The following is a 24,203-nucleotide window of genomic DNA, read 5'->3' as shown; positions in this document are numbered from 1 at the left end:
CGCGGCCTTGACGTGCAGGATGTTTCACATCACCGGGCGGGTACTGTCGCGGATCACCAGGTGCGTCGAGAACATCTTCTGCACCAGGGCCGCCTGGGCGGCGGCCGCATCACCGGACTGGTTGCGCTGCTCCTGGCGCAGCTCGATGCGTTCCAGCAGCAGCTTCACGGCAAACTCGCACATCTCCAGCATGGGCGCGTCCACGCTGGTGAGGGACGGGATGCTGAAGTCGGCATAGCGCATGTTGTCGAAGCCCACCACGCTGATCTCTTGCGGCACCTTCACGCCAAGGTCGTAGAGCGCCTTGAGCGCGCCCAGCGCCATGCGGTCATTGCCGAGGAAGATGGCGTCCGGACGCTCGGACTGGTGACAGAGCTGGGCGGCCGCGCGATAGCCGCTTTCCAGCGACCAGTCTCCGGTCACTATCCATTCCGGGCGCGGCGTCAGGCTGCACTTTTCCAGTCCGTCGAGATAACCGAAATAGCGCGCTTCGCTGGAAGTCGGTACGCCGTCCTCGCGCGATTTTCCCTGTTCATGATCCTTGTGCGGCCCGGTCACCAGGGCGATGCGGCGGCAGCCGGTGCGATAGAGGTGTTCGACCACGGCCAGCCCGGCCTGCCGGTCCGATTGCACGACGTGGTGACAAGCCGGGTCGGCCATGCCATAGACCACGCAGGGGTAGCCCAGCCGATGCAATTCATTCACCACCGGATTGCCGGCGCGATTGACCATGGCAATCATGCCGTCGATGCGTCCGGCCAGGAACAGGTCGCGCACATAGACCAGCGAGGCTTCGTCTTCGCGCATCAGATTGCGTTGCAGGAGCGTATAGCCGGCGCGATCGGCTGCGCGGGTGAGGGTCTGCACCACGTTGTGGTAGTGGGTGTCCTGGGTGCGCTCGGAGCGTTCGTCGTAGGACGAACCATTGAACATCACGCAGGCCAGCGTGCGCGTGGAAATGTTGCGCAGCGAGCGGGCGGCCACGTTGGGGATGAAATTGAGCGAATCGATGGCCGCTTGCACCAGCTCGCGCGTCCTCGGGGCGACTTTCTCCGGGTGGTTCAGCACCAGCGAGACGGTCTGGAAACTGACACCGGCCGCCTTGGCGACATCCTTGATGGTGAGGCGACTCATGAACGGAGCGGTTGGCGCAAGCGCAGCGAGGACGGGGAGGAGCGGAGCAGGCAAGTCATGTCAGGTCGGCGTCGGGTTGCGGCGGCGCAAGAGCGTGCCGCGCTGCGCAATCATATATGACGCCATGCACAACCGGACCGGCTCTCCGCCAAAAATGTTTTTGCGACAAGGGCATCGGATGTAATCACGAGGTCACAAATCTTCGAGAAAATACGAGTCTATTGGAACGTTCTAATGTAAAGCAACTGAAATAAAGTTGCTAAAAAAGAATAATGGCAGGGGCTTATTGTAAAGACTGCCATTTTTTTCTTTCTGAAATTAGAACGTTCTATAAATGATAGCCCGCTTCGCATCCCGCCGCCGTGGCTGATCCGGATGCGCACGCCTTCTCGCCATGACTTGTTTTTCAGGGGAATACCATGTCTTACCGCAGTGGAAGTCCGCAGTACCGACGTTTGTCTTTGATGAGCCTGGCGATGCTGTCGGTGCTGCCGCTGCTGGCGCGGGCAGCCGATGACGCCGCCCCGCCCGCTACCACGGCCCAGGCCGATGGCGTGCCGGCAGCCCAGGATGGGAGCGTCAAGCGCCTTGACAGCGTGGTGGTCACGCGCAAGCGCAGCCAGACCAGTGCAGCAGTGGCCGGCAAGCAGGTGGAAGAGCGTGTGATGGACAGCGTGACCCGCGAGCAGGTGGAGCGTCTGCCGGATTCCACGGTGACCGATGTGGTCAAGCGCGTGGCTGGCGTATCGGTCAGTTTCAACCCGGATAATGTGAACGGTCGTGACAAGGCCCAGTTCATCGCCATTCGCGGTCTCGATGGCAGCTACAACAACGTCACCATCAACGGTGCGCCGCTGGCCTCGGTCGACCAGACCACCCGCAGCGCCCGTACCAACATGCTGCCGGCCTCGATGGTCAAGGAAGTGCAGGTCTTCAAGACCTGGACTCCCGACATGGATCCCAATGCGGTCGGCGGCTCGGTCAACATCGTCAGCCGCAGCGCCTTCGATAACGGCGGCAAACCCATGTTCAGCGCCACCGGTGCCCTCGGCCACGCCGGCGGCAGCGGCAAGGTCGCTTCGGGCGCGGAGGGTCTGGCCAAGAAGTCGGATGTCACCTTCAGCAACACCTTTGGTCCGGACAATCGTTTCGGCTACGTGATCTCGGCCAATTTCGAGAAGGAAAATACGGTTTCGATCGGTCACATGACCACCGACAACATCTTCTACAACTATTACAACGCCAACGGCAGCATCGCCAATCCGGCGGCATCCGGCGGGCCCAACACCGGCAACGGTTTCCCGGTGCCGCAGCAGTTCAAGTATTGGCAGCACCTCAAGAACAGCGAGACCAGCGGCTTCAATGCCAAGCTGGAAGGGCGCTTCACCCCGGATGTCTACGGCTTCCTGGGTTTTGGCTACAACAGCGATTCCACCCACATCCTGCGCAATGAAACCTTCATCGACGACAGCCGCAGCACCGGCAACAATCCGGTCCTGAACCAGACCGCCACCAGCGGGCAGTTCGCGCGCGGCGAGGCCGAAGCCGGCTATGCTGCCTCCACCATCAAGCGCACCACATCGGCCCTGCAGGGCGGTCTGGACTGGAAGCTGGACGACAGCCAGGTGCTCTCGCTGCGTTCTTCCTACTCGCAAGCCCAGCACCGCGAGCCGCGCGAGCTGGCCAAGTACATCTTCGCCAATTTCTCCTATCCGGGGGCGGGATCGGCACCGGTCCTGAGCGGTACCAATGCGCTGGGCATGAGCTACAACACCTCCGGTTTCGAGCCTTCGGTCGCACTGAACAATCCTTCCAACTTCACCAACCTGAACAACTGGCAGGCTTATTACTGGCGCAAGGAGATGGTCAGCATCGATGATCAGGTCGGCGACGTGAAGCTGGATTACCGCTGGAACATGGACCAGGATGCCCGCGGCCTGGGGGCCGGCGTGGGCGTCGATTATCGCCGCCTGGAGCACAGCTATGACTACGTCAACAACCAGTACTTCCCGACCTCGGGCGGGCTGACGCTGGCCGGCAATGGTTCGGTATCCGGCACCATCATGCCCTACAGCGGCGGCTTGCCCTTCATCCTGGTCAACGGTGCCCAGGCCTGGCAGCAGTTCGCGGCCAACCAGGGACAGATCGCCGCCAGCAGCGCCAACAGCGTCAACAGCCTGCAGAGCAATTACTCGCACAGTGAACAGACCGCCGCGCTGTATGCGATGGGGTCCTACCGGACCGATCGCTGGAGCGCATTGTTCGGCCTGCGCCAGGACAATACGAATCTTTCCACCACCGGCAATGTGCGCAACGTCAGCAATGGCAGCACCACCTGGGTGTCGCAGACCAAGGATTCCAGTTACAACTATCTGCTGCCGGCAGCGTCGCTGGTCTTCAGCGCCACCGATGCCGTCAAGCTGAAGCTGGCGGCGAGCCAGACCATCGGCCGTCCCAACTACGATGCCTATGCGCCCAACACCACGATCAGCCAGAACACCGATGGCTCGGTCACCGTGACCCAGGGCAATCCGGACATCAAGCCGCGCGAATCGACCAACCTCGATGCCTCGGCCGAGTGGTACCTGCCCAATTCCAGCCTGGTGTCGCTGGCGGTGTTCAACAAGAAGATCAAGAACGAGATCTACACCCTTTCCAGCCAGGGCACTCTGTTCTACAACGGCGCGACCCGTGCGGCCTCGATCACCCAGCCGGTCAATGCCTCCAGCTCGCGTATCAACGGCGTGGAACTGAGTTACGTGCAGAGTTCGCTGGGCTGGATCAGCCCGGCCCTGCAAGGCCTGGGCTTCAGCGCCAACCTGAGTTTCCTGGACGGCCGGCTCAACGCCGCCACCAGCAGTGGCGGTACGCGCACCATCCAGAACCTGGTCAACCAGCCCGACCAGATCCGCAACCTTACCGTGTTCTACAACTACCAGAAGCTGGATCTTTCGGCCGCCTACAACTGGACCGGCCGCAGCCTGCGCCTGGTCGACGCCAGCCTGCCCAGCCAGGATGTCTACTGGCAGGCCCGCAAGCAGATCGACCTGCAGGCCCGTTACGACCTGGGCGGTGGCTGGCGCGCCTTTGCCGAGGTGGCCAACCTGACCAATTCGCCGGTGACCAGCGTCACTGGTCCCAACAAGGACCAGCTCAAGGACACCTTCTCCATGGGCCGGATGATCTGGCTCGGAGTGAACTACAGCCCCAAGAACCTGTGATGCATTGTTTTGTTTGACTCACCCTTTGTACCTCCCCCCTGTAAGGAAACGCCATGTCCAATCTTGAACAACTCCTGGAACTGAGCCGCCAATCGATGGGCATCATTCCCGTCCTGGCCCTGTTGCTGCTGGTCGTGCTGGCCGTCTCGCTCGAGCGCTTCATCTTCTTTGCCCGCTGCCTGCCGTCGGGCAAGCAGATCGACCAGGCGCTGCTGCGCGCCGATCACCGCAGCGACGCCGCCTTGCAGGAGATCGTCCAGCGCTATCGCAACACGGTCTTCGGCCCGACCCTGCATGCGGCCGTGGAGTCGCGTGCACTGGCCTCGGGCGAGGCCATGGATCGTTACATCGACGAGGCCATCGTACGGACCATGCCCGAACTGGACCGCGCACTGTGGCTGCTGGGTGCGGCCATTACGCTGGGCCCGCTGATCGGCCTGCTCGGTACCATCATCGGCATCACCGAATCCTTCAACGTGCTGGGCACCGCCGGCAGCAGCAGCGGGGCGGTCACCAACGGGATCGGCCACTCCTTGCTGGCCACGGGCTGCGGCTTGCTGGTGGCCATCGCCGGGGTGGCGGCCAATAGTTACTTCTCCAAGCGAGTGCGCCTGGCGCTGCTGGAGCTGGATCTGATCAAGCTGGTCTTCATCAAGCAGCACTGTCTGCTGGAAGAATCCATCGTGGTGCGTCAGGCCGGAGAGTCGCCAGCCGCCGGGCAGGGCAAGCCCGTCATCAAGCGCGCCGCCGAGGTCGTCTATGCCGGAGCCGCATCATGAGCCGCACCCGCTACCTGCAGTCGGATGAGCCGCATATCGAGATCATCCCGATGATCGACATCATGATGTTCCTGCTCATTTTCTTCATGGTGACGATGCTCAAGATGATCGATGTGAGCGGACTCAAGATCAACGTTCCGCAAGCCGCCAGTGCCGCCACGCTGCCCAGCAAGTCGCTCACCATCGTGGTGGACAAGACGGGGGCCATGTTCTTCGAAGGCAAGCCGGTCGAGCATGATGCGCTGGTTGACCAACTGAAAGAGCGCGCCCGGACCGCCAAGCTGGAAGTGCTGGTGGCGGGCGACAAGGATGTATCGCTGGAAAACCTGCTGCACGTGATGGATGTGGCCCGCGCTGCCGGGGTCGAAGACATCGGCATTGCGGCCAAGCATTGAGGTGGATATGCGTCATTCCATGACCCTGCCGCGGTCCGCCGCGCCGTCATCTTCCTGGCAGGATCAGCCACCCGCCGTACCCGCCGGCAGCGCCCTGCGCTGGCCGCTGGCGGTCGGCGTGGCGGTGGCGGTCGAGTGCGCCATCGTGCTGCTGGCCTGGCCCAAGGCACAGGTGCCCGAACCTCCACCCGAACCGGTCAAGGTGATGAAGCTGGTGAGCATTGCCGAGGCACCGCCGTTGCCTGCGCCCACACCGCCGACACCGGTACCTCCGACGCCCAGGCCGCCGCCCAAACCGGTCCCGCCCAAGCCAGCGCCCACGCCGAAGCCGGCTCCGGTGGTGCCCGCACCGAGCGCGCCGTCTCAGGAGGCGCCGGCCCCGGTGTCTCCCAGTCAGCCTGCCCCTGCTGCCGCTGCGCCCAGTACGCCGCCGGCACCGGCGGCGCCTGCGCCCAAGGCCCAGCCCGGCGAGGTACGGCGCGGTCTGGTGCCGCTGAAGCGGGTTGAGCCGGACTACCCGCCCAAAGCCCTGGCCAGCAATACCGAAGGTGTGGTGGTGGCCCACCTGACCATCGAGAAGGATGGCTCGGTCAGCGCCGTGCAGATCGTGCGCGCGCAGCCGCCCAAGCTGTTCGACCAGGCCGCGACCAAGGCGTTGATGCAATGGAAGTTCTCACGTACCGATGAGCCGGTGCTGGGTGAGGTCGAACTGCGCTTCAGTCTGAACTGAGCGTAACAATACGAAGATTGCGAGATTCGCCGATGAACAGAAAATCCCCCGGCCGCCGCCATTTCCTCAAGAGTGCTGCCCGCACCGGCAGCGCGGCGCTGGCACTGACGGCCTTGCCAGCCAGTATCCGCAAGGCGCTGGCAGTGGCCCCCTCGTCACCGACCGGCACCATCAAGGATGTGAAACACGTGGTGATCCTGATGCAGGAGAACCGGTCCTTCGATCATTATTTCGGCTGCTTGAAGGGCGTGCGCGGCTTCGCTGATCCTATCCCGCGTCCCTTGCCGGACGCCAGTCCGGTGTTCCACCAGCGCGATCCGCAGGGCCGGCTGGTGCTGCCGTATCGCATGGAGATGGCCACCACCAGTGCCGGGCGCGCCGGCGGCAATCTGCCGCATGCCTGGAAGGATCAGCACGCGGCCTGGAACCGCGGCGACTATGACAAGTGGATCGAGGCCAAGAAGGACACCGTGACCATGGCCTACTTCACGCGCGAAGACCTGCCTTTCCACTACGCGCTGGCCGATGCCTTCACCATTTGCGATGCCTATCACTGCTCGGTGCTGGGGTCGACCAATCCCAATCGCTTTCACATGATGAGCGGCGGCATCGACCTGCAGGGCAGGGCAGGTGGACCCATGACCTTCCAGCCGCGTACCGGCAGCTGGTCCGGGGTGCCGGGCGAGCGCCGCAACGGTGCCGACAGCTTCCGCTGGACCACCTATCCGGAGCGGCTGGAGCAGCATGGCGTGTCGTGGAAGGTGTATCAGGGGACCGATGACCTGCACAAGGACCACGGCGACTATCCGAGCGACTTCAACGTGCTGCAGTATTTTTTCGCGCAGTACCAGAATGCCGCGCCCGATTCGCCGTTGTGGCAGAAGGCCTGCAGCAAGTTCACGCTGGCCGACCTGGCGCGAGATGTCAACGGCGGCACGCTACCGCAGGTATCCTGGCTGATGCCGCCCAAGCTCAGTTGCGAGCATCCCGACCGCACTCCCGGCTACGGCGCGCATTACATCAGCCAGGTGCTGGACATCCTCACCGCCAATCCGGCGCTGTGGAGCAGCACCGTACTGCTGGTGAACTACGACGAGAACGATGGCTTCTTCGACCACGTGGCACCGCCCACGCCGCCGCTGCATGCGGGGCAGGGGCAGTCCACGGTAGAGGTCAGCGGCGAATTCCATCGGCTGGGCGACTACGTCAACCCGGCCGATGACCTGCCCGCCGGGCTGGGGGCGCGGGTGCCGATGATGGTGATCTCGCCCTGGTCCAAGGGCGGCTATGTGTGCTCGGAAGTGTTCGACCATACCTCGGTCATCCGTTTCCTGGAGCAGATCTTCGATGTGCACGAACCCAACATCAGCCCATGGCGGCGCGCGGTGTGCGGGGATCTGACCTCGGCCTTCGATTTCAGTCGCCGCGACGTGGCCAGTCCGGTCTTGCCCGACACCTCGGCCTATCGCGCGCTGTCGGATGCGCAGGCCCGCCTGCCCGCACCCGTTGCGCCTGCCAGTCCGATGATGCCGCAGCAGGAGCGCGGCATGCGGCCGGCGCGGGCCTTGCCGTATGTGCTGGCGGTGGATGACCGGCCGCTGCCACAAGGGGGCGCTCTGCAGCTGGAGTTCCTCAACCCCGGCAAGGCGGGTGTGGTCTATCAGGTGTATGCCCGTCAGGAGAGCGAACGCTACCAGACCTTCACCGTACAGCCGGGCAAGGCACTGACGGCGCAATGGCGCGGCGTCGGGCCGGCGGGCGTCTACGACCTGAAGGTGTACGGCCCCAACGGTTTCCTGCGCGAGCTGCGAGGCAGCCTGGACGCTGGCGGCGATGCCGGGCCGGTAGTGCAGGTGCGCCATGATGGCGAGCATGGCGAGCTGGTACTGGCCTTGACCAATCCGGGTGCGCAAGCCGTGCGCCTGGTGCTGCGGGATCAGGCCTACGGGCAGCCTGCGCGTACGGCTGCGCTGGCACCGGGGCAGTCGGCCACGCTGCGATGGCCGCTGCAAAACAGTCACCACTGGTACGACCTGCTGGTTCAGAGCGAGGACAGGCCGGGTTTTGCGCGCCGCCTGGCGGGCCATGTGGAGACCGGGCGTCCGTCCTTTTTCGTCACCTAGTCATTTCTTCATGGGTCATTTCAGGACAGCCCATTTTTACATTCATTCATCTACCAGGAAGTTTTCATGCATTCTCTTGGCCGTTTTCTCCTCACCTGTACCTTTTGCCTGCTCATGGATCAAGCTCTCGCACAAGCAGCACCCCTTGCCTGGCGTCAGTCGGCGCTGACCACCGCGACCGGCCCGGTGCTGGTGTCCTCGCACCGCAGCTGCTGGACTGAAACCTCGGAGAATTCGCTCGATGGCATCCGTCGCTGCATCGCCGAAGGCATCGATATCGGAGAAATCGATGTCCGCACCACGCGCGATGGCGCGTTGGTGCTGATGCACGATGAGACCGTGGATCGCACGACCAACGGACATGGCGCGGTGGCCGACCTTACGCTGGCCGAGATTCAGGCCCTGCGGCTGTATGCGCGCGGCGGTGGCAAAGGCGCGTCCCTGACCGCGCGCCGGGTGCCTACGCTGCAAGAAGCGTTGGCTGCGGCGCGCGGGCGCATCCTGCTCAATCTGGATGTGAAGGCGGCGGACATCGGGCCGATGGTGGCGGCGATCCTGGAGACGGATACCGCGCGCGACGTGCTGCTGAACATCAATGCAGGTGTCGATGCGCAGCAGGTGGCCTGGGCCCGTTCGCTGGGCATTGCCGTGCAGACGCTGTATTTCGATGAAAAGACCGGAGCGTCAGCGCGCAGCGGGCAATTGCAAACCATGGCCCGACAGGAGCCGACGGTGTTGCAGATCATCTTCCGTGATCCCGCCGTAGTCGGCGAGGCAGTTCAGGCGATCGGGCGCAGGCCGGTACGCCTGCTGGTCAACACCATGGCGATCGACATCGACAGCGGCCGGCCCATGGATCTGGCCGGACCTTACCTCGATACGGTGTCGGTGGTTCATCCCGAGCAAGTGTGGGGCAAGCTCATCGCCAGCGGGGTGAGCATTATCCAGACCGATGAACCGCAGCGATTGCTGGCGTGGTTGAAGCGCAAGAAGTTGCGTTGAGAGCGGCACCGGGCGGCGGGAGCAATCCCGTTGGCCCGGTATCGCCAGGTATGGACGAAAAAAAAGCCCACGACCTTGCGGTGTGGGCTTCAATCCAATTCTTTAGGAGGAAATTGGAGGAGACAGGTGCAACTTTACTGCTCCGCACCAAATTCAGCCAATTTATCTTTCGTATATCAGATATTCGATTTGCTTATTTCTCGATGGGCTCATGTGAAGCCGAATCATCACGCCGGGCGTGTGGTTTCACCCTGCAGCCCGTCTTCTGGTGAAGCTTCCTGCACACGTGGTTTGCACGGAATCTTGCAAGCCTTGTCCGTGGCCGGCTCGGCACTATATTGCATCGCCATAGGATCGACCACGTGCTCGGTCAGCACCGGCTCACCGACGATGGGCACGCGCATCACCGTCGAGCAGCGGGTACCGTAGTCCGGAGAGCGAATGAAGATGGGCGAGAGCATGCGCTCCTTCTCCAGCCCCACCCCGGTATCGGGCAAGCGGCAATCATTGGCGCGAGTGCCATCGGTGAGCATCTCGAAGAAGGTCTCTTCCGGCGCGCCTTGGCACAGCAGGCTGGCGAACTGGGCTTTGGCGCGGGTGAGCTTGGGCCAGGGAGTGTCGAGCAAGGCGTTGGAAACGCCGTAGACGCCATACTCCAAAGGCTGTCCGTTGCGCGGATCCTCCTGCCCCCGGTTGGAATACCACACCATCGTTTCCCGGTTGCCCAGCAGCAGGTTGAAGCCGTTGTAGCGTTGCGCTTGCGGTTCGATCTGGCGCAAGTAGGCTTGCGGATCAAGGTCTCCGGCCAGATAGTCGGCCACCAGTTGCCCGCGTGTGGGCGCATCGGCCCGTCGCTCCGAAGGTGCGCGCACATTGGTGAGCGCCGCAAAACGTCCGTCCCGGGTCACGCCCAGCCAGGTACCGCCGCCTTGCAGATCGCGCCCGGCGTAAATGTGGGGATGGTCGTTCCACCAGCCGGCATCGGCGGCGGGGCGGGCATAGAACTCGTCCCGGTTGGCCGCCAGGATCAGCGGCATGCCGGGGATCACTTTCCAGGCGAAGATGATCAGGCACATGGCGCGACATCCTCGAAGTGCTCGACGTGGCGTTCGCCGCTGATGAGCGCCGCTGCGCCGGAATCTGCCAGCGCGCGGTCCAGGGTCCGGGTGAAGTCCTCAGCGGAAGCGGGCAGGATGCCCTGGTAGATTTCCATCCAGGTCTGCAGGCCGTCTTGTTCGCCGGGACGACGCTTGAGCGCGCCGGCGATGCCCAGGCGCGCTTGCAGCATGGCTTGCACGCCTTTGATCTTGCCGAACAGGGTAGTCGCGTTCGCACTGTCGACCCGATAGTAAATGTAGAGATCCATGGATGCGTCCCTATGGCTGCGGTGTGGCTCAGGCGGCGCGCCGCTTATTGCGGATCGGCCAGCTCATAGGGAAGGGCGTGGAAATGCAGGGCCGGGCCATCGGCGGCACCAAGATGCACGGCATCCTCGGCAGCGGCCAGTTTCATTTCCACCAGAGCCAGTGCGTGCTCCGCATCCAGCGCTTCGGCGTTGACCACCATGCCGCAGGGCTGCCCCGGATCGGCGGCAGCGAAGACTTCTTGCCCGGCGCGTGCCTCGGCGCTGGCAATGGTGGCCAGCATGGTACGGCGCTTGAGCTTGCCCAGGTACTGGCTGCGCGCCACGATTTCCTGGCCGGGATAGCAGCCCTTCTTGAAGTTGACGCCGCCGATCAGTTCGAAATTGATCATCTGCGGGACAAACTGCTCCTGCGTGGCTTGCACGATCCCCGGCACGCCCGCACGGATCTCCGACAGCCGCCAGGCCAGGCTGGCCGTCGGGGTCAGATGCTGGGCCAGCTTGGGCCAGGCGGCGGTGAGGATGTCGACCGGCGCGATCCACTGGTAGCGCGGGCTGCCGGCGGCATCGGCCAGGCGGATCAGGGTGCCGTGGCTGTTGTCGATCTTGGCGTAGGGGGCCGCCGGCAAGACCGGGAACCATTCAGCGAGGGCATTGGCCGTGGCCGGGCCGACCAGGCCAAGCACGGCACGTTCGGCACTGGCATCGGCCAGTTTTGCCTTGGCACGCATCACGAACATCTGCAAACGCTTCTGGATCGCGGGCTGCAGGCTGCGCGGCAGTTGCAGCCAGATGGCCTGCTCGTCGCGCCAGATCAGGAAGGTCGCCAGCACACGGCCCTTGGGGGAGCAATAGCCGGCCAGGCGGGCCGCACTGCTGTCGAGCTGTTGCACATCATTGGTGAGCTGCCCATGCAGGAAGCTGGCGGCGTCCTCGCCGGTGGCTGTGATCAGGCCCAGGCTGGTGAGCGGGGCCATGAAGCTTTCCAGGCTTTGCGGTGCCGGGGCGGTCGGGCCAAAGCCCGTGATGTCGCCACTCTCGGCGTCGAACTGGGCGCCTTGTTGCGCCAGAAAGTCACGCCAGCCGGAGGGCGAAGAAGTCATGTCTGTCATAAAGGAAATCTTTTACGGATTACGTCTTGCCGGTCGGTCGGTCCGGCAAATTAGGCAACTGTCGTGCCAGCGATTATCATTGATGCCTCGATTATAGTGATCTCCGATAAATCGCGTCGGAGCAACAAGGATTTCGCCTCTGGTATGAAGAAGTTATTTGTGACATTGCTGGTGCTGGCAGCCTTGGTGGCAGGGGCAGGCGTCTATTGGTCCAAGCAGCCCATCGTGGAGCCGAACGGACAAGTGATTGCCTTCACCATCACGCCGGGCGCGGGCGTCAACGGCGCTGCCCAGCAGATTGCCGCGGCCGGGGTGCCGGTCAACCCCGACCTGTTTGCCCTGTACGCGCGCCTGTCCGGCGAAGGCGGCCGCATCAAGGCCGGCAGCTATGAAATCAAGCCCGGCTACACGCCGCAGCGCCTGCTGCTGCAACTGGTGCGCGGGGAATTCGCCCAGGAAGCGCTGACGGTGATCGAAGGCTGGACCTTCAAGCAGATGCGTAAGGCCATCGCCGATCAACCCGCCCTGAAGCACGACACCGCCACGTGGACCGATCAGCAGATCCTGGCCAAGCTGACCAACGAATACACCTATCCGGAAGGCCTGTTCTTCCCCGATACCTACCTCTTCGCCAAGGGGGCCAGTGATATGCAGGTCTACAAACAGGCCTTCGCCCTCATGAGCAAGAAGCTCAACGAAGCTTGGGCGCGGCGCGACCTGTCGCTGCCGTACCGTACGCCTTATGAGGCGCTGACCATGGCTTCCATCGTCGAGAAGGAGACCGGGCAGAAATCCGAGCGTGGCATGGTGGCCGGGGTCTTCGTCAACCGCCTGCGCACCGGCATGCTGCTGCAAACCGATCCGACCGTGATTTATGGCATGGGCGACCGTTACCAGGGCAAGATCCGCAAAGTCGACCTGCTCACCGACACCCCCTACAACACCTACACGCGCGCCGGTCTGCCGCCCACGCCGATTGCCTTGCCCGGAGCAGCCTCTCTGGCGGCGGCCTTGAACCCGGACAAGACCGAGGCCTTATACTTCGTGGCGCGCGGGGATGGCACCAGCCATTTCTCCAGCAACCTGAACGAACACAACCAGGCCGTCAACCGCTACCAGCGTTGAGCCAGTCTTTCTTTTACCGTTTCATTCATTGAGTAGCGATACCTTCATGGCATCAGGCAAATTCATCACCTTCGAAGGCATCGACGGCGCCGGCAAGTCGACCCACATTCCTTTCGTGACCCGGCTGCTGCGCGAGCGCGGCATGACTGTGGTCGCCACCCGTGAACCCGGCGGCACCGACCTGGGCGAACGCCTGCGCGAGCTGGTCCTGCATCACAAGATGCATCTGGAAACCGAAGCCCTGCTGATGTTCGCCTCGCGCCGCGAGCATCTGGCCCAGGTCATCGAGCCGGCCCTGGCACGCGGCGACTGGGTCATCTCGGATCGTTTTACCGATGCCACATTCGCCTACCAGGGCGGCGGCCGCAAGCTGGCGCTGGACAAGCTGGACAGCCTCGAACAGTGGGTTCATCCCCATCTGCAACCGGATCTGACCTTGCTCTTCGATGTGCCGCTGGAAGTGGCGCGGGCGCGGCTGGATGCCGAACGCGCGTTGGACAAGTTCGAGCAGGAGAAAGCCGATTTCTTCGCCAATACCCGCGCCGAATACTTGCGCCGCGCCGCGCAGTTCCCGCAGCGTTTCCGCCTGATCGATTCCACGCGTCCCATCCCGGCGATCCAGGAAGAACTGCGCGCCATCGTGGCAGCGCTGTGAGGGAGGCTGCATGTCCGTGACTTCTTCCGACGGTTTGCTGCCCTGGCAGGGCGAGAGCTGGCGTCAGTTGCAGCAACTGCGTGAGCGCCTGCCGCATGCGCTGCTGTTCTATGGCGCGGCCGGTACTGGCAAAACGCAGTTTGTCGAAGCCTTCGCCAAGTCCCTGCTGTGCGAATCGCCCACGCCAGAGGCTCATGCCTGCGGCGTATGTGCCTCCTGCAACTGGTTCTCGCAATCGAATCATCCTGACTACCGGCGCGTGCGTCCTGAAGTACTGGACGATGAGACCGCCGAAGACGAGGCAGGTGAAGAAAAGAAAACCGCCAAAGCCAGCAAGGCCCCCTCCAAGGACATCAAGATCGACCAGATCCGTGCGCTGGCCGATTTCATGAACGTTTCCACCCACCGCTCGGGCTTGCGGGTGGTGATGCTGTATCCGGCCGAGGCGCTCAACACCGCCGCCGCCAATGCCTTGCTCAAGACGCTGGAAGAGCCGCCGCCGGGCACCATGTTCCTGCTGCTGTCCAATCGCCTGGACCGCTTGCTGCCGACCATTCTGTCGCGCTGCCGCAAGTTCGCCCTGACCGCACCCGGCCATGACCAAGCGCTGGCCTGGCTCAAGCAGCAGGGCGTCAAGGATGCCGATGCCTGGCTGGCCGAGCAGGGCGGGGCACCGCTGGCCGCGCTGGAAGCCGCCCAGGGCGAGGGCCGTGATGCCCTGGATGAATTGCTGCGCCACCTGGCCCAGCCCGGCGTGGACGGCGCCTTGCGCGCTGCCGACAAGCTGCAGAAAACGCCGGCCGCCGACTTGGTCGGCTGGGTACAGCGCTGGCTGTATGATTTGCTGTCGCTGAAGTCGGCCGGGGTGGTGCGCTACTACCCGCGGTATGGCAAGGAACTGGGGCGTCTGGCCGAGCGGGTCGATGCGCTGGCCGTGTCCAAGGCCCTGCGCGGCATGGGCGATCGCCGCGCCATTGCGGATCACCCCTTGTCGGCCAAGCTGTTCATTGAGGAAATGTTGATCGATTACGCGCGCTTGTTCGATTGACGCCGCGTCGATCAGGCCGGGCCTGCGGCAAATCGCCGCGCCTGGCGGGAAGCGGCGTGCCGGACCGTATAATTCCGGCATGATGTCGCTGACCTCCTTCTTCATTCCCGTCTCCGAGCAGATGAACCAGCCGCAGCACCTGTTGCTGTCGCGGCTGTTCTGGCTGCGCTGGGCCATGGTGGCGGGCGAGCTGCTGGTGCTGGCCGGGGCGCATGCCTGGCTGCATATCGCCTTGCCCTTGCCGGCGCTGCTGGCCTTGATCGGCCTGCAGGCCCTCATCAACGCTGCCACCTGGCTGCGCATGCGCTGGGCGCGGCCGGCCGAGCAGGTCGAACTGTTCATTCAATTGCTGCTGGATGTGGCGGTATTGACGGCGCTGCTGTATTTTTCGGGCGGTTCGACCAACCCCTTCGTTTCCTTCTACCTGCCGGCACTGGCGGCAGGCGCTGCCACGCTGGCCTGGCCCTATGCCTTGCTGCTGGCCCTGTGTGCGCTGGGATGCTATTCGGGGCTGGTGTACTTTTACCAGCCGCTGCACATCCACGACCACGGGCAGGCGATGGCCTATCACCTGGCCGGGATGTGGATCAACTTCTCGATCTCGGCCTTGCTCATCACCTGGTTCGTCAGCCGCATCGCAGCGGCCGTGCGCTTGCGCGACGGCCAGCTGGCACAGGCCCGCGAGCGCCAGCTGCAGAGTCATCGCATCGTCGCTCTCGGCACCCAGGCTGCCGGTGCCGCCCATGCGCTCAATACACCGCTGTCCACGGTAGCAGTGATCGCTGGCGAAATGCGCCGCGACATGGCCAGCAATCCCGCGCTGGCGGCCTATGAGGAAGACGTGCGGGTGGTCGAGGAACAGATCGCCGTCTGCAAGGCCGCATTGGAAAACATGCGGCTCGACGCCGATGCCCAGTTGCGCAATGAAGACAGCGCGCCCATCACGCCCTGGCTCACCAGCCTGCTGGAAGGCTGGCGGCTGCGCCATCCGGCCGTGCTGCTGGTAGCTGAGGTGCATCAGCCGGGCTGGAAGGCCAGCCAGTTGCAGGACCTGTCGCAGATCCTGCTGACCTTGCTGGACAATGCGGCCCATGCCGTGCGCGGCCTCGGCCACCAGGGCGAAATCCGCATCCGCCTGGCACCGGCCGAGGCGGGCGAGGGCGGATCTGCCGCCTCCGGCAAGCCGGGGCGCACCATGGCGATCATCGAGGTCTCCGACAATGGCGCAGGCATCAGCCCGGAACTGTTGCAGCGCCTGGGCCACGGGCCGGTGGCCAGCAGTTCGGGCGGTTCCGGCATCGGACTGATGCTGGCCACGGCCAGCGCCACCCACCTGGGCGGCAAGCTGAAGCTGCGCTCGTCGCCGGGGCAGGGCACGGTCGCGCAGTTGCGCTTCCCCCTGGTCTGAACCGCCATCCTTCATTCTTCTGGTTTTACGGATATCCCCATGAGTGCCGCCTTCCTGATCCTCGATGACAATGACGTCTTTGCCAGCACGCTGGCACGTTCGCTGGCACGGCGCGGCTTTCGTGCCGTCGTCGCCCATACCGGCGAAGAGGCCCTGGATGCCGCGCGCCGCGAGCGTTTCGACTACGTCACCATTGACCTGCAGCTGGAAAAGGATTCCGGCCTGCAATGGGTCGGGCCGCTGCGCCAGGCGCTGCCGGAGGCGCGCCTGCTGGTGCTGACCGGCTATGCCAGCATCGCCACCACGGTGCAGGCCATCAAGTCCGGCGCAGATAACTACCTGGCCAAGCCGGCCAATGTGGATTCCATCCTCTCGGCGCTGTCGTACGTGGCCGAAGGCGAGGCAGTCGATGAGCCCGTATTGCCGGTGGAAGAGGCATCGCCATTGTCGCTGGAACGTCTGGAATGGGAGCACATCCAGCGCGTGCTGGCCGAGCATGAAGGCAATATTTCCTCCACCGCACGGGCGCTGAACATGCACCGCCGCACCCTGCAGCGCAAGCTGGCCAAGCGGCCGGTAGCACGCTGAGCCGACATCGCGGGGCTCTGTAACGAAAGGTAAGCGCCCGGCAAGCAGGGGCGACAGCCTGTCGGCATGGCTTTACAATAGCGGCCATGTATATCGATTCCCATTGCCACATCAATTTTCCCGACCTGGCGGCGCGCTTGCCCGAGATCTTCGGCAAGATGGCCGACAACCAGGTCAGCCATGCCCTGTGCGTCTCGGTGGACCTGCCGGATTTCCCGCAGGTGCTGGCCCTGGCCGAACAATATCCCAACGTCTACGCCTCGGTCGGCGTGCATCCGGACTACGAAGACACCCCCGAGCCGACGCTCGACGAGCTGATCCGCCTGGCGGACCATCCGCGCATCGTGGCCATCGGTGAAACCGGGCTGGATTACTACCGCCTTCAGGGTGACCTGGAGTGGCAGCGTGAACGCTTCCGCACCCATATCCGCGCCTCTCGGGCGACTGGCAAGCCGCTCATCATCCACACCCGCTCAGCGTCGGAAGACACCATCCGCATCCTGCAGGAAGAAGGTGCCAGCCCGAAGGCGGGCGGCGTGGCCGGGGTCATGCATTGCTTCACGGAATCACAGGCGGTGGCCGATGCGGCCATTGAACTGGGTTTCTACATTTCCTTCTCCGGCATCGTCACCTTCAAGTCGGCCAAGGACCTGCAGCAAGTCGCCCGCACCATTCCGCTGGAGCGCATGCTGATCGAAACCGATTCGCCCTACCTGGCACCGGTTCCGTTCCGGGGCAAGACCAACGAGCCAGGTTACGTGCGCCATGTCGGTGAATTCATCGCCGACCTGCGCGGCATCAGCGCGGCCGAAGTGGCGCGCCAGACCTCTGACAATTTCTTCAAGCTGTTCGGAATCAAGCCATGACCCTGCTGGAAAAGCTGCGCGCCCGCTTCGGCGGCATCGGCCGTATCGTCCTCTATACCTCGCTGCTGTTGCCGGGAGCCGCCCGTGCGGGGGCGTATGAAGATTATTTCCAGGCCATCCGCATGGACAATGTCTATTTCCTCAAGCAGCTGATGCAGCGCGGCATGGGGCCCAACCTGATCGAGCCCAAGCGCGGCTATACTGGCCTGATGCTGGCCATCCGCGAAGATTCGATGAAGGCTTTCGACGTGCTGGTCAATGCGCCCGATGTGAACCTGGAAGCCCAGGCCACCAACGGTGACACGCCGCTGATGCTGGCCTCCTTCTACGGCAATATCCCGGTGGTCAAGCTGTTGCTGGCGCGTGAGGTCGAAGTCAACCGTCCCGGCTGGACCGCCCTGCATTACGCCGCCATCAATGGCAGCTCCGAGATCGTCAAGCTGCTGCTGGATGCCTCGGCCTATGTCGATGCCGAGTCCCCCGATGACAAAATGACGCCCGTCATGCTGGCCGCCATGCGCGGCCGCGTTGCGGCAGTGGAAGTGCTGCGCGACAACGGCGCTGACCTCACGCTCAAGAACAAGGATGGCTTGACTGCCATGGACCTGGCCCGCCGCTACGGGCAGGAGGGCGTGATCGACGTGCTCAACGTCAAACCGCGCCAGTAAGCCGCACATTCGGTCCCGCAAAAGGAAACGTCCCGGCCACCTCACGGTGGACCGGGACGTTTTACATGGTCTGCTGCTTCAGCGCACCAGGATCTGCGGACCGACGTCCTTGATGTCCTTGGTACCGGTCAGGGCCATACTGACGTCGAGTTCCTTGCGCATGATTTCCAGCATCTGCGACACGCCATCGCCGCCCATGGCGCCCAGGCTGTAGAGGAAGGCGCGGCCGATCATGGTGCCGCGTGCGCCCAGGGCGACCGCCTTCAACACATCCTGGCCGGAGCGGATGCCGCCGTCGAACCAGACTTCGATCTGGTCGCCCACGGCTTCGGCAATGGCGGGCAGGGCTTCGATGGAGGACATGGCCCCATCCAGCTGGCGGCCACCGTGGTTCGAGACCACGATGGCATCGGCACCGCTTTGCACGGCCAGTTTGGCATCTTCCACATCGAGGATGCCCTTCAGAATCAGCTTGCCGCCCCATTGCTGCTTGATCCAGGCGACATCTTCCCAGTTCAGGGTCGGGTCGAACTGGCTGGCGGTCCACTTGGACAGTGTCTGCACGCCGCCGGCACCTTCACCGCCCTTGATGTGGCCGGCCAGGTTGCCGAAGGTCTTGCGGCCGCCCAGTGCACGCAGCGCCCAGCCGGGCTTGCTGGCCAGGTCGAGCAGGGTGTCGAGGGTCAGCTTGGGGGGCACGGACATGCCGTTTTTCAGGTCCTTGTGACGCTGGCCGAGGATCTGCAAGTCCAGCGTCAGTACCAGGGCCGAGCACTTGGCGGCCTTGGCGCGGTCGATCAGGGACTGCACGAAGCCACGGTCGCGCATCACGTAGAGCTGGAACCAGAAGGGTTTCGTGGTCACGCTGGCCACGTCCTCGATGGAGCAGATGCTCATCGTGGAGAGGGTGAAGGGAATGCCGAACTTCTCGGCCGCGATGGCGCCCAGCATCTCGCCATTGGCCCATTGCATGCCGGTCAGGCCGGTCGGGGCGATGGCCACCGGCATGGTCACGTCGTGGCCGATCATGGTGCTGCGGGTGCTGCGCTCATCGACATTGATGGCAACGCGCTGGCGCAGCTTCAAGGCGGCCAGATCCTTGGTGTTGGCGCGATAGGTGCTCTCGGTGTAGGAGCCGCTGTCGGCGTAATCGTAAAAAGCCTTGGGAACGCGCTTCTTGGCCAGCAGGCGGAAGTCTTCGACACAGGTCATGACCGGCATGGTGTTTTCTCCGTTGTTATGGTGGGCGGCGAGGGCCGCCTTGTGTTGGGCTTGCAGACACGAACCGGAATCGGGCTGCGGACAAAAGGACTGCAGAATGCCCGTTATGCTAGTGCATACCCGCTGGGCTTGGGGTGAATCCCTTTGCCGCCATCCATGAAAATTTTACGGTCAGGCCGCCAGCAGCCGCGCCGCCGCCATGCCGCTGCGCACCGCGCCTTCCAGCGTGGCAGGGTAGTCACCTGCCACATAATCCCCGGCCAGTGCCAGTCCGGCGGGCATGCCGGTATTGTCGGGCCGCTGCAGGCCGGGTGTGCAGGCGAAGGTGGCGCGCTTTTCGGTGATGACGCGGCTCCAGCCGGGCGTGGCCAGGGCCGCGTCGCCGAAGTCGCTGGCCAGTTGGCGTGTGATGCCTGCAGTCAGTGCCGCGTGGCCCTCGGCGATGGCCTGGCCGGCAGCGCTGACGACGACGGCCAGCAAGCCTGCCTCACCGCCCAGTTGTCCGCGATCAAAGACGAACTGGCCCCAGGCCTGGCGCTGCGGATCATCGGCCAGCGCCAGGAACGGGGCGGGCAGGCGCACGCCAGACGGGTATTGCAGGTAGCAGGTGGTGATCGGTTCGTGTTCCAGTGCTTGCAGGAGCGCCGTGTCATGCAGACCATCCAGCAACTGGGCGACGGCGTCGGGGCCGGTGGCCAGCACCACCCCGGCGAATTCGCCCAGGCTTTCAGCGGCGCGGTCTTCCAGCCGCCAGCTGCCCTCGTCATTGCCCGGCAGCAGGCGTGCCACGGCCACGCCTGCCTGCACCAGACCGCCGCGCTTGCCCAGATAGGCCGCGGCCGCATCGGGTAGCAATGCGCTCAGGTCAACGCGGGGGATCAGCATGTCGGAGGCGGCGCGGCGCGCGCCCAGGCTGTCACGCAGCACGTTCAGGAAGACTTGCGCCGAAGCCCGTTCCGGCGCGGTATTGAGCGCGGCGATGCACAGCGGACGCCACATCAGCCGGATCAGGCGCGCGGTCTGCTCATAACGTTCCAGCAGCTCGGCCACGCTGCAATCCTGATGCAGCTGCCAGCCCATCCAGCGCGCCGTGGTGGAAAAGCGCGCCAGCGCCAACTTGTCTTCACGCGCCAGCCCTTTGGCCCGCAGCAGCGCCACGGCCACATGCCAGGGGGCCGGCAGGCGGGGTGCCACGAAATCCATGCCCTCGGCCCCCGTGGCCAGCGGATAGCGCATCTGCAAGGGCAGGCGCAGCAAGGCGCTGGCCGGATCGACGCCGACCTGCTTCATCAGCGCCAATGTCGAGCGATAGGCCCCCAGCAGGATGTGCTGGCCATTGTCGAGCGTGCGCTCGTCCAGTTCTACCCGGCGCGCGCGGCCGCCCAGCGTACGGGCAGCTTCGAACAGGCTCACGCGATGGCCGCCGGCGGCCAGCGCCACGGCAGCAGCGCACCCGGCCCAGCCGGCACCGATGACGGCGTAGTGACGCGGGGCGTTCATCGGGAAAACACCTGTTCAGCCGAAGACATAGGTCTTCCAGGCCAGCCAGAGCTTGCGGATGGGGGTGAGCGAGATGCGCTGGTTGAGCACGTGGTAGCCGTCGCGCGTGATCTCGTCCAGCAGGGTGCGATAGATGGCGGCCATCATCAGGCCGGGGCGCTGGGCGCGGCGGTCCTCCTTGGGCAGCAGGGCGAAGGCTTCGTCATAGACCGCCTGGGCGCGCTCGACCTGGAACTTCATCAGTGCCTCGAAGCGCTCGCTGTGGCGGGCGTTGAGGATGTCGGCAGCAGTGACGTTGAATTGCTGCAATTCATTGACGGGCAGGTAGATGCGGCCCTTGCGGCCATCCTCGCCGACATCGCGGATGATGTTGGTGAGCTGGAAGGCCAGCCCCAGCTTTTCGGCAAAGAGCAGGGTGCCGGGCTGGGTATGGCCGAAGATGCTGGCCGAGAGCACCCCGACCACCCCGGCCACGTGCCAGCAGTAGCGCTGCAGGCCGGGATAGTCGAGGTAGCGGGTTTGGTCCAGGTCCATTTCCATGCCATCGATGATGGCTTGCAGGTGTTCTCCCTTGAGCTGGTAGGTCGCCACGTGCGGATGCAGGGCCTTGGTGACCGGGTGCGTGGGCTGGCCTTCGAGCATGGCGGCGATTTCCTTGCGCCACCACATGAGCTTGGTGCGGGCCACCATGGCGTCCTCGATTTCGTCGACGGTATCGTCGACCTCGCGGCAAAAGGCGTACAGCGCCGTGATCGCCAGCCGGCGCTGCGGCGGCAGGAACAGGAAGCTGTAATAAAAACTGGAACCGCTGGCGGCGGCCTTCTGCTGGCAGTATTCGTCTGGAGACATGGATGCGTGGCGGGCGGTTGAAGCATGGGGCAGGTAGCCTGACGGCCCCCTGCGGCAAAGGCGCTATGCTAGCCGAGTGCGCCCGGCAGGGCAAATGCCGGCTGCCGTTGACCCGGCCTTGAAACGGGGCCTGAAACCCGTCTATTGCGGCCCCCGGCGTTGTCCATTAAGCTCGGGTCAAGCGCATTCCGGAAAAACAAATTCACATGACATCAAATCCGGATGAATTCTGCCGTTAATCTAACCAGACGTGGCGCTGCAGTGGTCAACCCCGCTTGCAGCGCGGCACATCGGCAACCCCGGCCATCGACGATGGCCCCCTGGAGGCTGGAGACAATATGGACAGACTGGAAATCTTTCGCAACATCGCCTCGCAGGCTGGTCGCGGCGAGCTGGTATTCCCGGCCAACGTCAGCGCCTCGCTGAAGCTGCAAAAGGCCCTGGCCGACCCGGACTGCCATCTGGAGCTGGCTGCCAAGCTGGTGATGGCCGAGCCGCTGGTGTCGGCGCGTACCGTGGCCATTGCCAATTCGGCGGCCTACAACCGTTCCGGCGGCGAGATCAACAACGTGCGGGCGGCCGTGATGCGGCTGGGCTTCCGCACTTTGAACACCATCACGACGTCGGTGATCGTGCGCCAGTTGGGGCGGACCATCAACAATCCCGGCATGCGCATCAAGTCGGCCCAGCTGTGGGAGCACTGCGCCCACGTGGCGGCCACCGCCTATGTGCTGACCTCCAAGCTGACCAAGGCCGATCCGGAGACGGCGATGTTTGCCGGCATTGTGCATGAAGTGGGTGGCTTCTACCTGCTTTCGCGCACGGATGACTTCCCCGGGCTGCTCGACGGCGGCACCGAGGACTGGATGGAATACGGGGAGAAGATGATCGGCCGCGCCGTGCTCAAGAAGCTGGGCGTGCCGCAGCCGGTGGTCGATGCCATCGAATCCCTGTGGCACGGCGTGCGGGTGCTGCCGCCGCAGACCATCGGTGACGTGCTGCTGCTGGCCAAGGAACTGTCGCCGGTGCCCTCGCCGCTGCAACGCACCGTGGTGGCCGAAGCCGGCATCGGTGGCGAGAACCTGGTGGATGATTACATCGGCGACCGTTCGCTGCGCGAGATGCTGGATGATTCCGAAGAGCAGATCCGCACCCTCACCGCTGCCTTGCTGGTCTGAACCAGTACGCGACCGCTTCTTCTTGAAGCCCTGCCTGGCCAATGTACCGGGCGGGGCTTTTTCATTCCGGCTGCGATTTATCGGGTCAGGCCGCGCCAGCCGATGATAAGCCAGTCCGGCTTGCCCAGCTTGGGGCGCTGGCGGAAGACATCGCCTTGCACCGCCTCGATGCGCTCCAGGATGCGCAGTCCGCCTTGTACCACCATGCGCAGTTCCAGTCCGATACGGCCCGGCAGGCGGCGCGCCAGCGGGGCACCGGAAAGCATCAGTTCCCGCGCCCGCGTGACCTCGAACTGCATCAGTTGCTGCCAGCGCTGGTCGCTGCGGGCTTGGGCGATGTCGTTTTCATTGATTTCGAAGCGCTCCAGGTCCTCGAGTGGCAGGTAGATGCGCGTCTTTTCCCAGTCAATGGCGACGTCTTGCCAGAAGTTGATGAGCTGCAAGGCGCTGCAGATGGCATCCGAATCCTGGAGATTTTCTTCATTTGCCTCACCGTACAGGTGAAGCATCAGGCTTCCTACCGGGTTCGCAGACCGGCGGCAGTAGTCCAGCAGGTCCGTATAGCGGGGGTAACGGGTGGTCACCACATCCTGGCGGAAGGCTGAGAGCAGGTCGCGGAAGGGTTGCAACGGCAGGGCATGGTCGACGATGGTCTGCTGCAGCCGCTTGAAGATCGGATGGGTGCAGGGCAACTGCTGCTGGATCAGGTCGAGCTGCGCGTCGTAGGCATGCAGCGCGGCCAGCCGCTCTTCGGGCCGGGCGTCGCCTTCATCGGCGATGTCGTCGGCGCTGCGGGCGAAGGCATAGATGGCGGTGACGGCCGGGCGCAGGCGCGCCGGCAGCAGCAGCGAGGCAACGGGGAAGTTCTCGTAGTGATCGACGGCCATGGGGCGCGCGACTCAGTCGAACTTGTCCTTGAGCAGCGCCTCGATGGTGGCGATGCGGGTTTCGACCGTCTCCAGCAGGGCCTTGGGCATGGTGCCACCGGCATTCAACTGCGCGGCCAGCGAGCGGGCGATGCCCATGGCGCCTTCGGTGAACTGCTTGCCATCCTTGGACAGCACGGCCGCGGCCGTGAAGAGGGTGGAGAACAGGATCTGGTCAGCGGTATTGTTCTCGATGAACTTGTTGAGCAAGGCGTTGTGGCTTTGCTTGAGTGCGTCGAATTCTTCCTGGGTGGGCATGGCGGGTCCTCACTGGATGGCGCGGCTGGTGCAGGAAAGGTTCGCGCACCAGCC

Annotated in this window: 23 protein-coding genes; 14 read left to right on the top strand and 9 right to left on the bottom strand. The window is 64.1% G+C overall.

Going from position 1 to position 24,203, the window contains the following annotated elements; genetic code table 11:
• Nucleotides 1–24 precede the first annotated feature (24 nt).
• Complete coding sequence (locus ACWFUC_RS19150) at nucleotides 25–1,134, bottom strand: LacI family DNA-binding transcriptional regulator (protein ID WP_489623019.1); 1,110 nt, start codon at nucleotides 1,132–1,134, stop codon at nucleotides 25–27.
• 419 nt (nucleotides 1,135–1,553) lie between these two features.
• Here ACWFUC_RS19150 and ACWFUC_RS19145 point away from each other — a divergent pair, with 419 nt between their 5' ends.
• The 6 genes from ACWFUC_RS19145 (at nucleotide 1,554) to ACWFUC_RS19120 (ending at nucleotide 9,384) form a co-directional block, all read left to right on the top strand.
• A complete protein-coding gene (locus ACWFUC_RS19145) occupies nucleotides 1,554–4,355 on the top strand; it encodes a TonB-dependent receptor (protein WP_489637261.1) in 2,802 nt (933 codons plus the stop codon).
• Between the two features lie 53 nt (nucleotides 4,356–4,408).
• Nucleotides 4,409–5,134 carry a MotA/TolQ/ExbB proton channel family protein gene (locus ACWFUC_RS19140; protein ID WP_489623017.1) on the top strand — a complete coding sequence of 242 codons (726 nt, stop codon included), beginning with the start codon at nucleotides 4,409–4,411 and terminating at the stop codon, nucleotides 5,132–5,134.
• Nucleotides 5,131–5,529, top strand: coding sequence for an ExbD/TolR family protein (locus ACWFUC_RS19135; RefSeq protein ID WP_134222592.1), 399 nt, complete (start codon nucleotides 5,131–5,133; stop codon nucleotides 5,527–5,529). Before ACWFUC_RS19140 ends, ACWFUC_RS19135 begins: the two co-directional genes overlap by 4 nt.
• 19 nt (nucleotides 5,530–5,548) lie before the next feature.
• Entirely contained in the window at nucleotides 5,549–6,259 is a 711-nt protein-coding gene (locus ACWFUC_RS19130; RefSeq protein WP_286868995.1) for an energy transducer TonB, read from the top strand.
• Between the two features lie 32 nt (nucleotides 6,260–6,291).
• The gene (locus ACWFUC_RS19125) at nucleotides 6,292–8,382 is read left to right on the top strand and encodes a phosphocholine-specific phospholipase C (RefSeq protein ID WP_489623016.1); all 2,091 of its coding nucleotides are present in this window, start codon (nucleotides 6,292–6,294) and stop codon (nucleotides 8,380–8,382) included.
• Nucleotides 8,383–8,496: 114 nt separating this feature from the next.
• Nucleotides 8,497–9,384 carry a glycerophosphodiester phosphodiesterase family protein gene (locus ACWFUC_RS19120; RefSeq protein ID WP_489623015.1) on the top strand — a complete coding sequence of 296 codons (888 nt, stop codon included), beginning with the start codon at nucleotides 8,497–8,499 and terminating at the stop codon, nucleotides 9,382–9,384.
• Nucleotides 9,385–9,611: 227 nt separating this feature from the next.
• Here ACWFUC_RS19120 and ACWFUC_RS19115 read toward each other — a convergent pair whose 3' ends face one another.
• From ACWFUC_RS19115 to ygfZ, 3 genes are read right to left on the bottom strand one after another with little or no spacing between them, the layout of a single operon-like run.
• Nucleotides 9,612–10,460: an NRDE family protein gene (locus ACWFUC_RS19115; protein ID WP_489623014.1), complete on the bottom strand. Its 849-nt coding sequence runs from the start codon at nucleotides 10,458–10,460 to the stop codon at nucleotides 9,612–9,614.
• Nucleotides 10,451–10,750, bottom strand: a complete 300-nt coding sequence (locus tag ACWFUC_RS19110; RefSeq protein ID WP_489623013.1) for a DUF4936 family protein — start codon at nucleotides 10,748–10,750, stop codon at nucleotides 10,451–10,453. Before ACWFUC_RS19110 ends, ACWFUC_RS19115 begins: the two co-directional genes overlap by 10 nt.
• 44 nt (nucleotides 10,751–10,794) lie before the next feature.
• Nucleotides 10,795–11,859 carry a CAF17-like 4Fe-4S cluster assembly/insertion protein YgfZ gene (ygfZ, locus tag ACWFUC_RS19105; RefSeq protein ID WP_489623012.1) on the bottom strand — a complete coding sequence of 355 codons (1,065 nt, stop codon included), beginning with the start codon at nucleotides 11,857–11,859 and terminating at the stop codon, nucleotides 10,795–10,797.
• 144 nt (nucleotides 11,860–12,003) lie between these two features.
• Between ygfZ and mltG the strand changes: the two genes are divergently transcribed.
• The 7 genes from mltG to ACWFUC_RS19070 all read left to right on the top strand — a co-directional run bounded on the left by mltG (nucleotide 12,004) and on the right by ACWFUC_RS19070 (nucleotide 18,217).
• Nucleotides 12,004–12,984: an endolytic transglycosylase MltG gene (mltG, locus tag ACWFUC_RS19100; RefSeq protein ID WP_039787874.1), complete on the top strand. Its 981-nt coding sequence runs from the start codon at nucleotides 12,004–12,006 to the stop codon at nucleotides 12,982–12,984.
• Nucleotides 12,985–13,030: 46 nt separating this feature from the next.
• The gene (gene tmk / locus ACWFUC_RS19095) at nucleotides 13,031–13,639 is read left to right on the top strand and encodes a dTMP kinase (protein ID WP_489623011.1); all 609 of its coding nucleotides are present in this window, start codon (nucleotides 13,031–13,033) and stop codon (nucleotides 13,637–13,639) included.
• Nucleotides 13,640–13,649: 10 nt separating this feature from the next.
• Entirely contained in the window at nucleotides 13,650–14,687 is a 1,038-nt protein-coding gene (locus ACWFUC_RS19090; RefSeq protein ID WP_489623010.1) for a DNA polymerase III subunit delta', read from the top strand.
• A gap of 79 nt (nucleotides 14,688–14,766) precedes the next feature.
• Nucleotides 14,767–16,095 carry an ATP-binding protein gene (locus ACWFUC_RS19085; RefSeq protein WP_489623009.1) on the top strand — a complete coding sequence of 443 codons (1,329 nt, stop codon included), beginning with the start codon at nucleotides 14,767–14,769 and terminating at the stop codon, nucleotides 16,093–16,095.
• Nucleotides 16,096–16,134: 39 nt separating this feature from the next.
• Nucleotides 16,135–16,683 carry a response regulator transcription factor gene (locus ACWFUC_RS19080; protein WP_034331579.1) on the top strand — a complete coding sequence of 183 codons (549 nt, stop codon included), beginning with the start codon at nucleotides 16,135–16,137 and terminating at the stop codon, nucleotides 16,681–16,683.
• Nucleotides 16,684–16,769: 86 nt separating this feature from the next.
• Entirely contained in the window at nucleotides 16,770–17,549 is a 780-nt protein-coding gene (locus ACWFUC_RS19075; RefSeq protein ID WP_134222583.1) for a TatD family hydrolase, read from the top strand.
• Nucleotides 17,546–18,217, top strand: coding sequence for an ankyrin repeat domain-containing protein (locus ACWFUC_RS19070; RefSeq protein ID WP_034331576.1), 672 nt, complete (start codon nucleotides 17,546–17,548; stop codon nucleotides 18,215–18,217). Before ACWFUC_RS19075 ends, ACWFUC_RS19070 begins: the two co-directional genes overlap by 4 nt.
• A gap of 78 nt (nucleotides 18,218–18,295) precedes the next feature.
• Here ACWFUC_RS19070 and ACWFUC_RS19065 read toward each other — a convergent pair whose 3' ends face one another.
• The 3 genes from ACWFUC_RS19065 to hpnD form a co-directional block, all read right to left on the bottom strand.
• The gene (locus tag ACWFUC_RS19065) at nucleotides 18,296–19,438 is read right to left on the bottom strand and encodes an alpha-hydroxy acid oxidase (protein WP_034331575.1); all 1,143 of its coding nucleotides are present in this window, start codon (nucleotides 19,436–19,438) and stop codon (nucleotides 18,296–18,298) included.
• Nucleotides 19,439–19,609: 171 nt separating this feature from the next.
• Nucleotides 19,610–20,938 carry a hydroxysqualene dehydroxylase HpnE gene (gene hpnE / locus ACWFUC_RS19060; protein ID WP_134222582.1) on the bottom strand — a complete coding sequence of 443 codons (1,329 nt, stop codon included), beginning with the start codon at nucleotides 20,936–20,938 and terminating at the stop codon, nucleotides 19,610–19,612.
• Nucleotides 20,939–20,953: 15 nt separating this feature from the next.
• On the bottom strand, nucleotides 20,954–21,787 hold the full coding sequence (hpnD, locus tag ACWFUC_RS19055; RefSeq protein WP_034331572.1) for a presqualene diphosphate synthase HpnD: 834 nt from the start codon (nucleotides 21,785–21,787) through the stop codon (nucleotides 20,954–20,956).
• A gap of 338 nt (nucleotides 21,788–22,125) precedes the next feature.
• On the opposite strand from hpnD, the gene ACWFUC_RS19050 reads away from it, so the two are divergent.
• On the top strand, nucleotides 22,126–22,965 hold the full coding sequence (locus ACWFUC_RS19050) for an HDOD domain-containing protein (protein ID WP_034331571.1): 840 nt from the start codon (nucleotides 22,126–22,128) through the stop codon (nucleotides 22,963–22,965).
• 77 nt (nucleotides 22,966–23,042) lie between these two features.
• Here the strand turns inward: ACWFUC_RS19050 and hpnC are convergent, their stop codons facing one another.
• Nucleotides 23,043–23,852, bottom strand: a complete 810-nt coding sequence (gene hpnC, locus ACWFUC_RS19045) for a squalene synthase HpnC (protein WP_489623008.1) — start codon at nucleotides 23,850–23,852, stop codon at nucleotides 23,043–23,045.
• Nucleotides 23,853–23,864: 12 nt separating this feature from the next.
• Entirely contained in the window at nucleotides 23,865–24,149 is a 285-nt protein-coding gene (locus ACWFUC_RS19040) for a hypothetical protein (RefSeq protein ID WP_006463927.1), read from the bottom strand.
• Nucleotides 24,150–24,203 lie beyond the last annotated feature (54 nt).

Source organism: Herbaspirillum sp. Her4 (assembly GCF_057961335.1).
The sequence above is the reverse complement of the archived record's forward strand: the minus strand, read 5'-3'. Positions and strand labels throughout refer to the sequence as shown.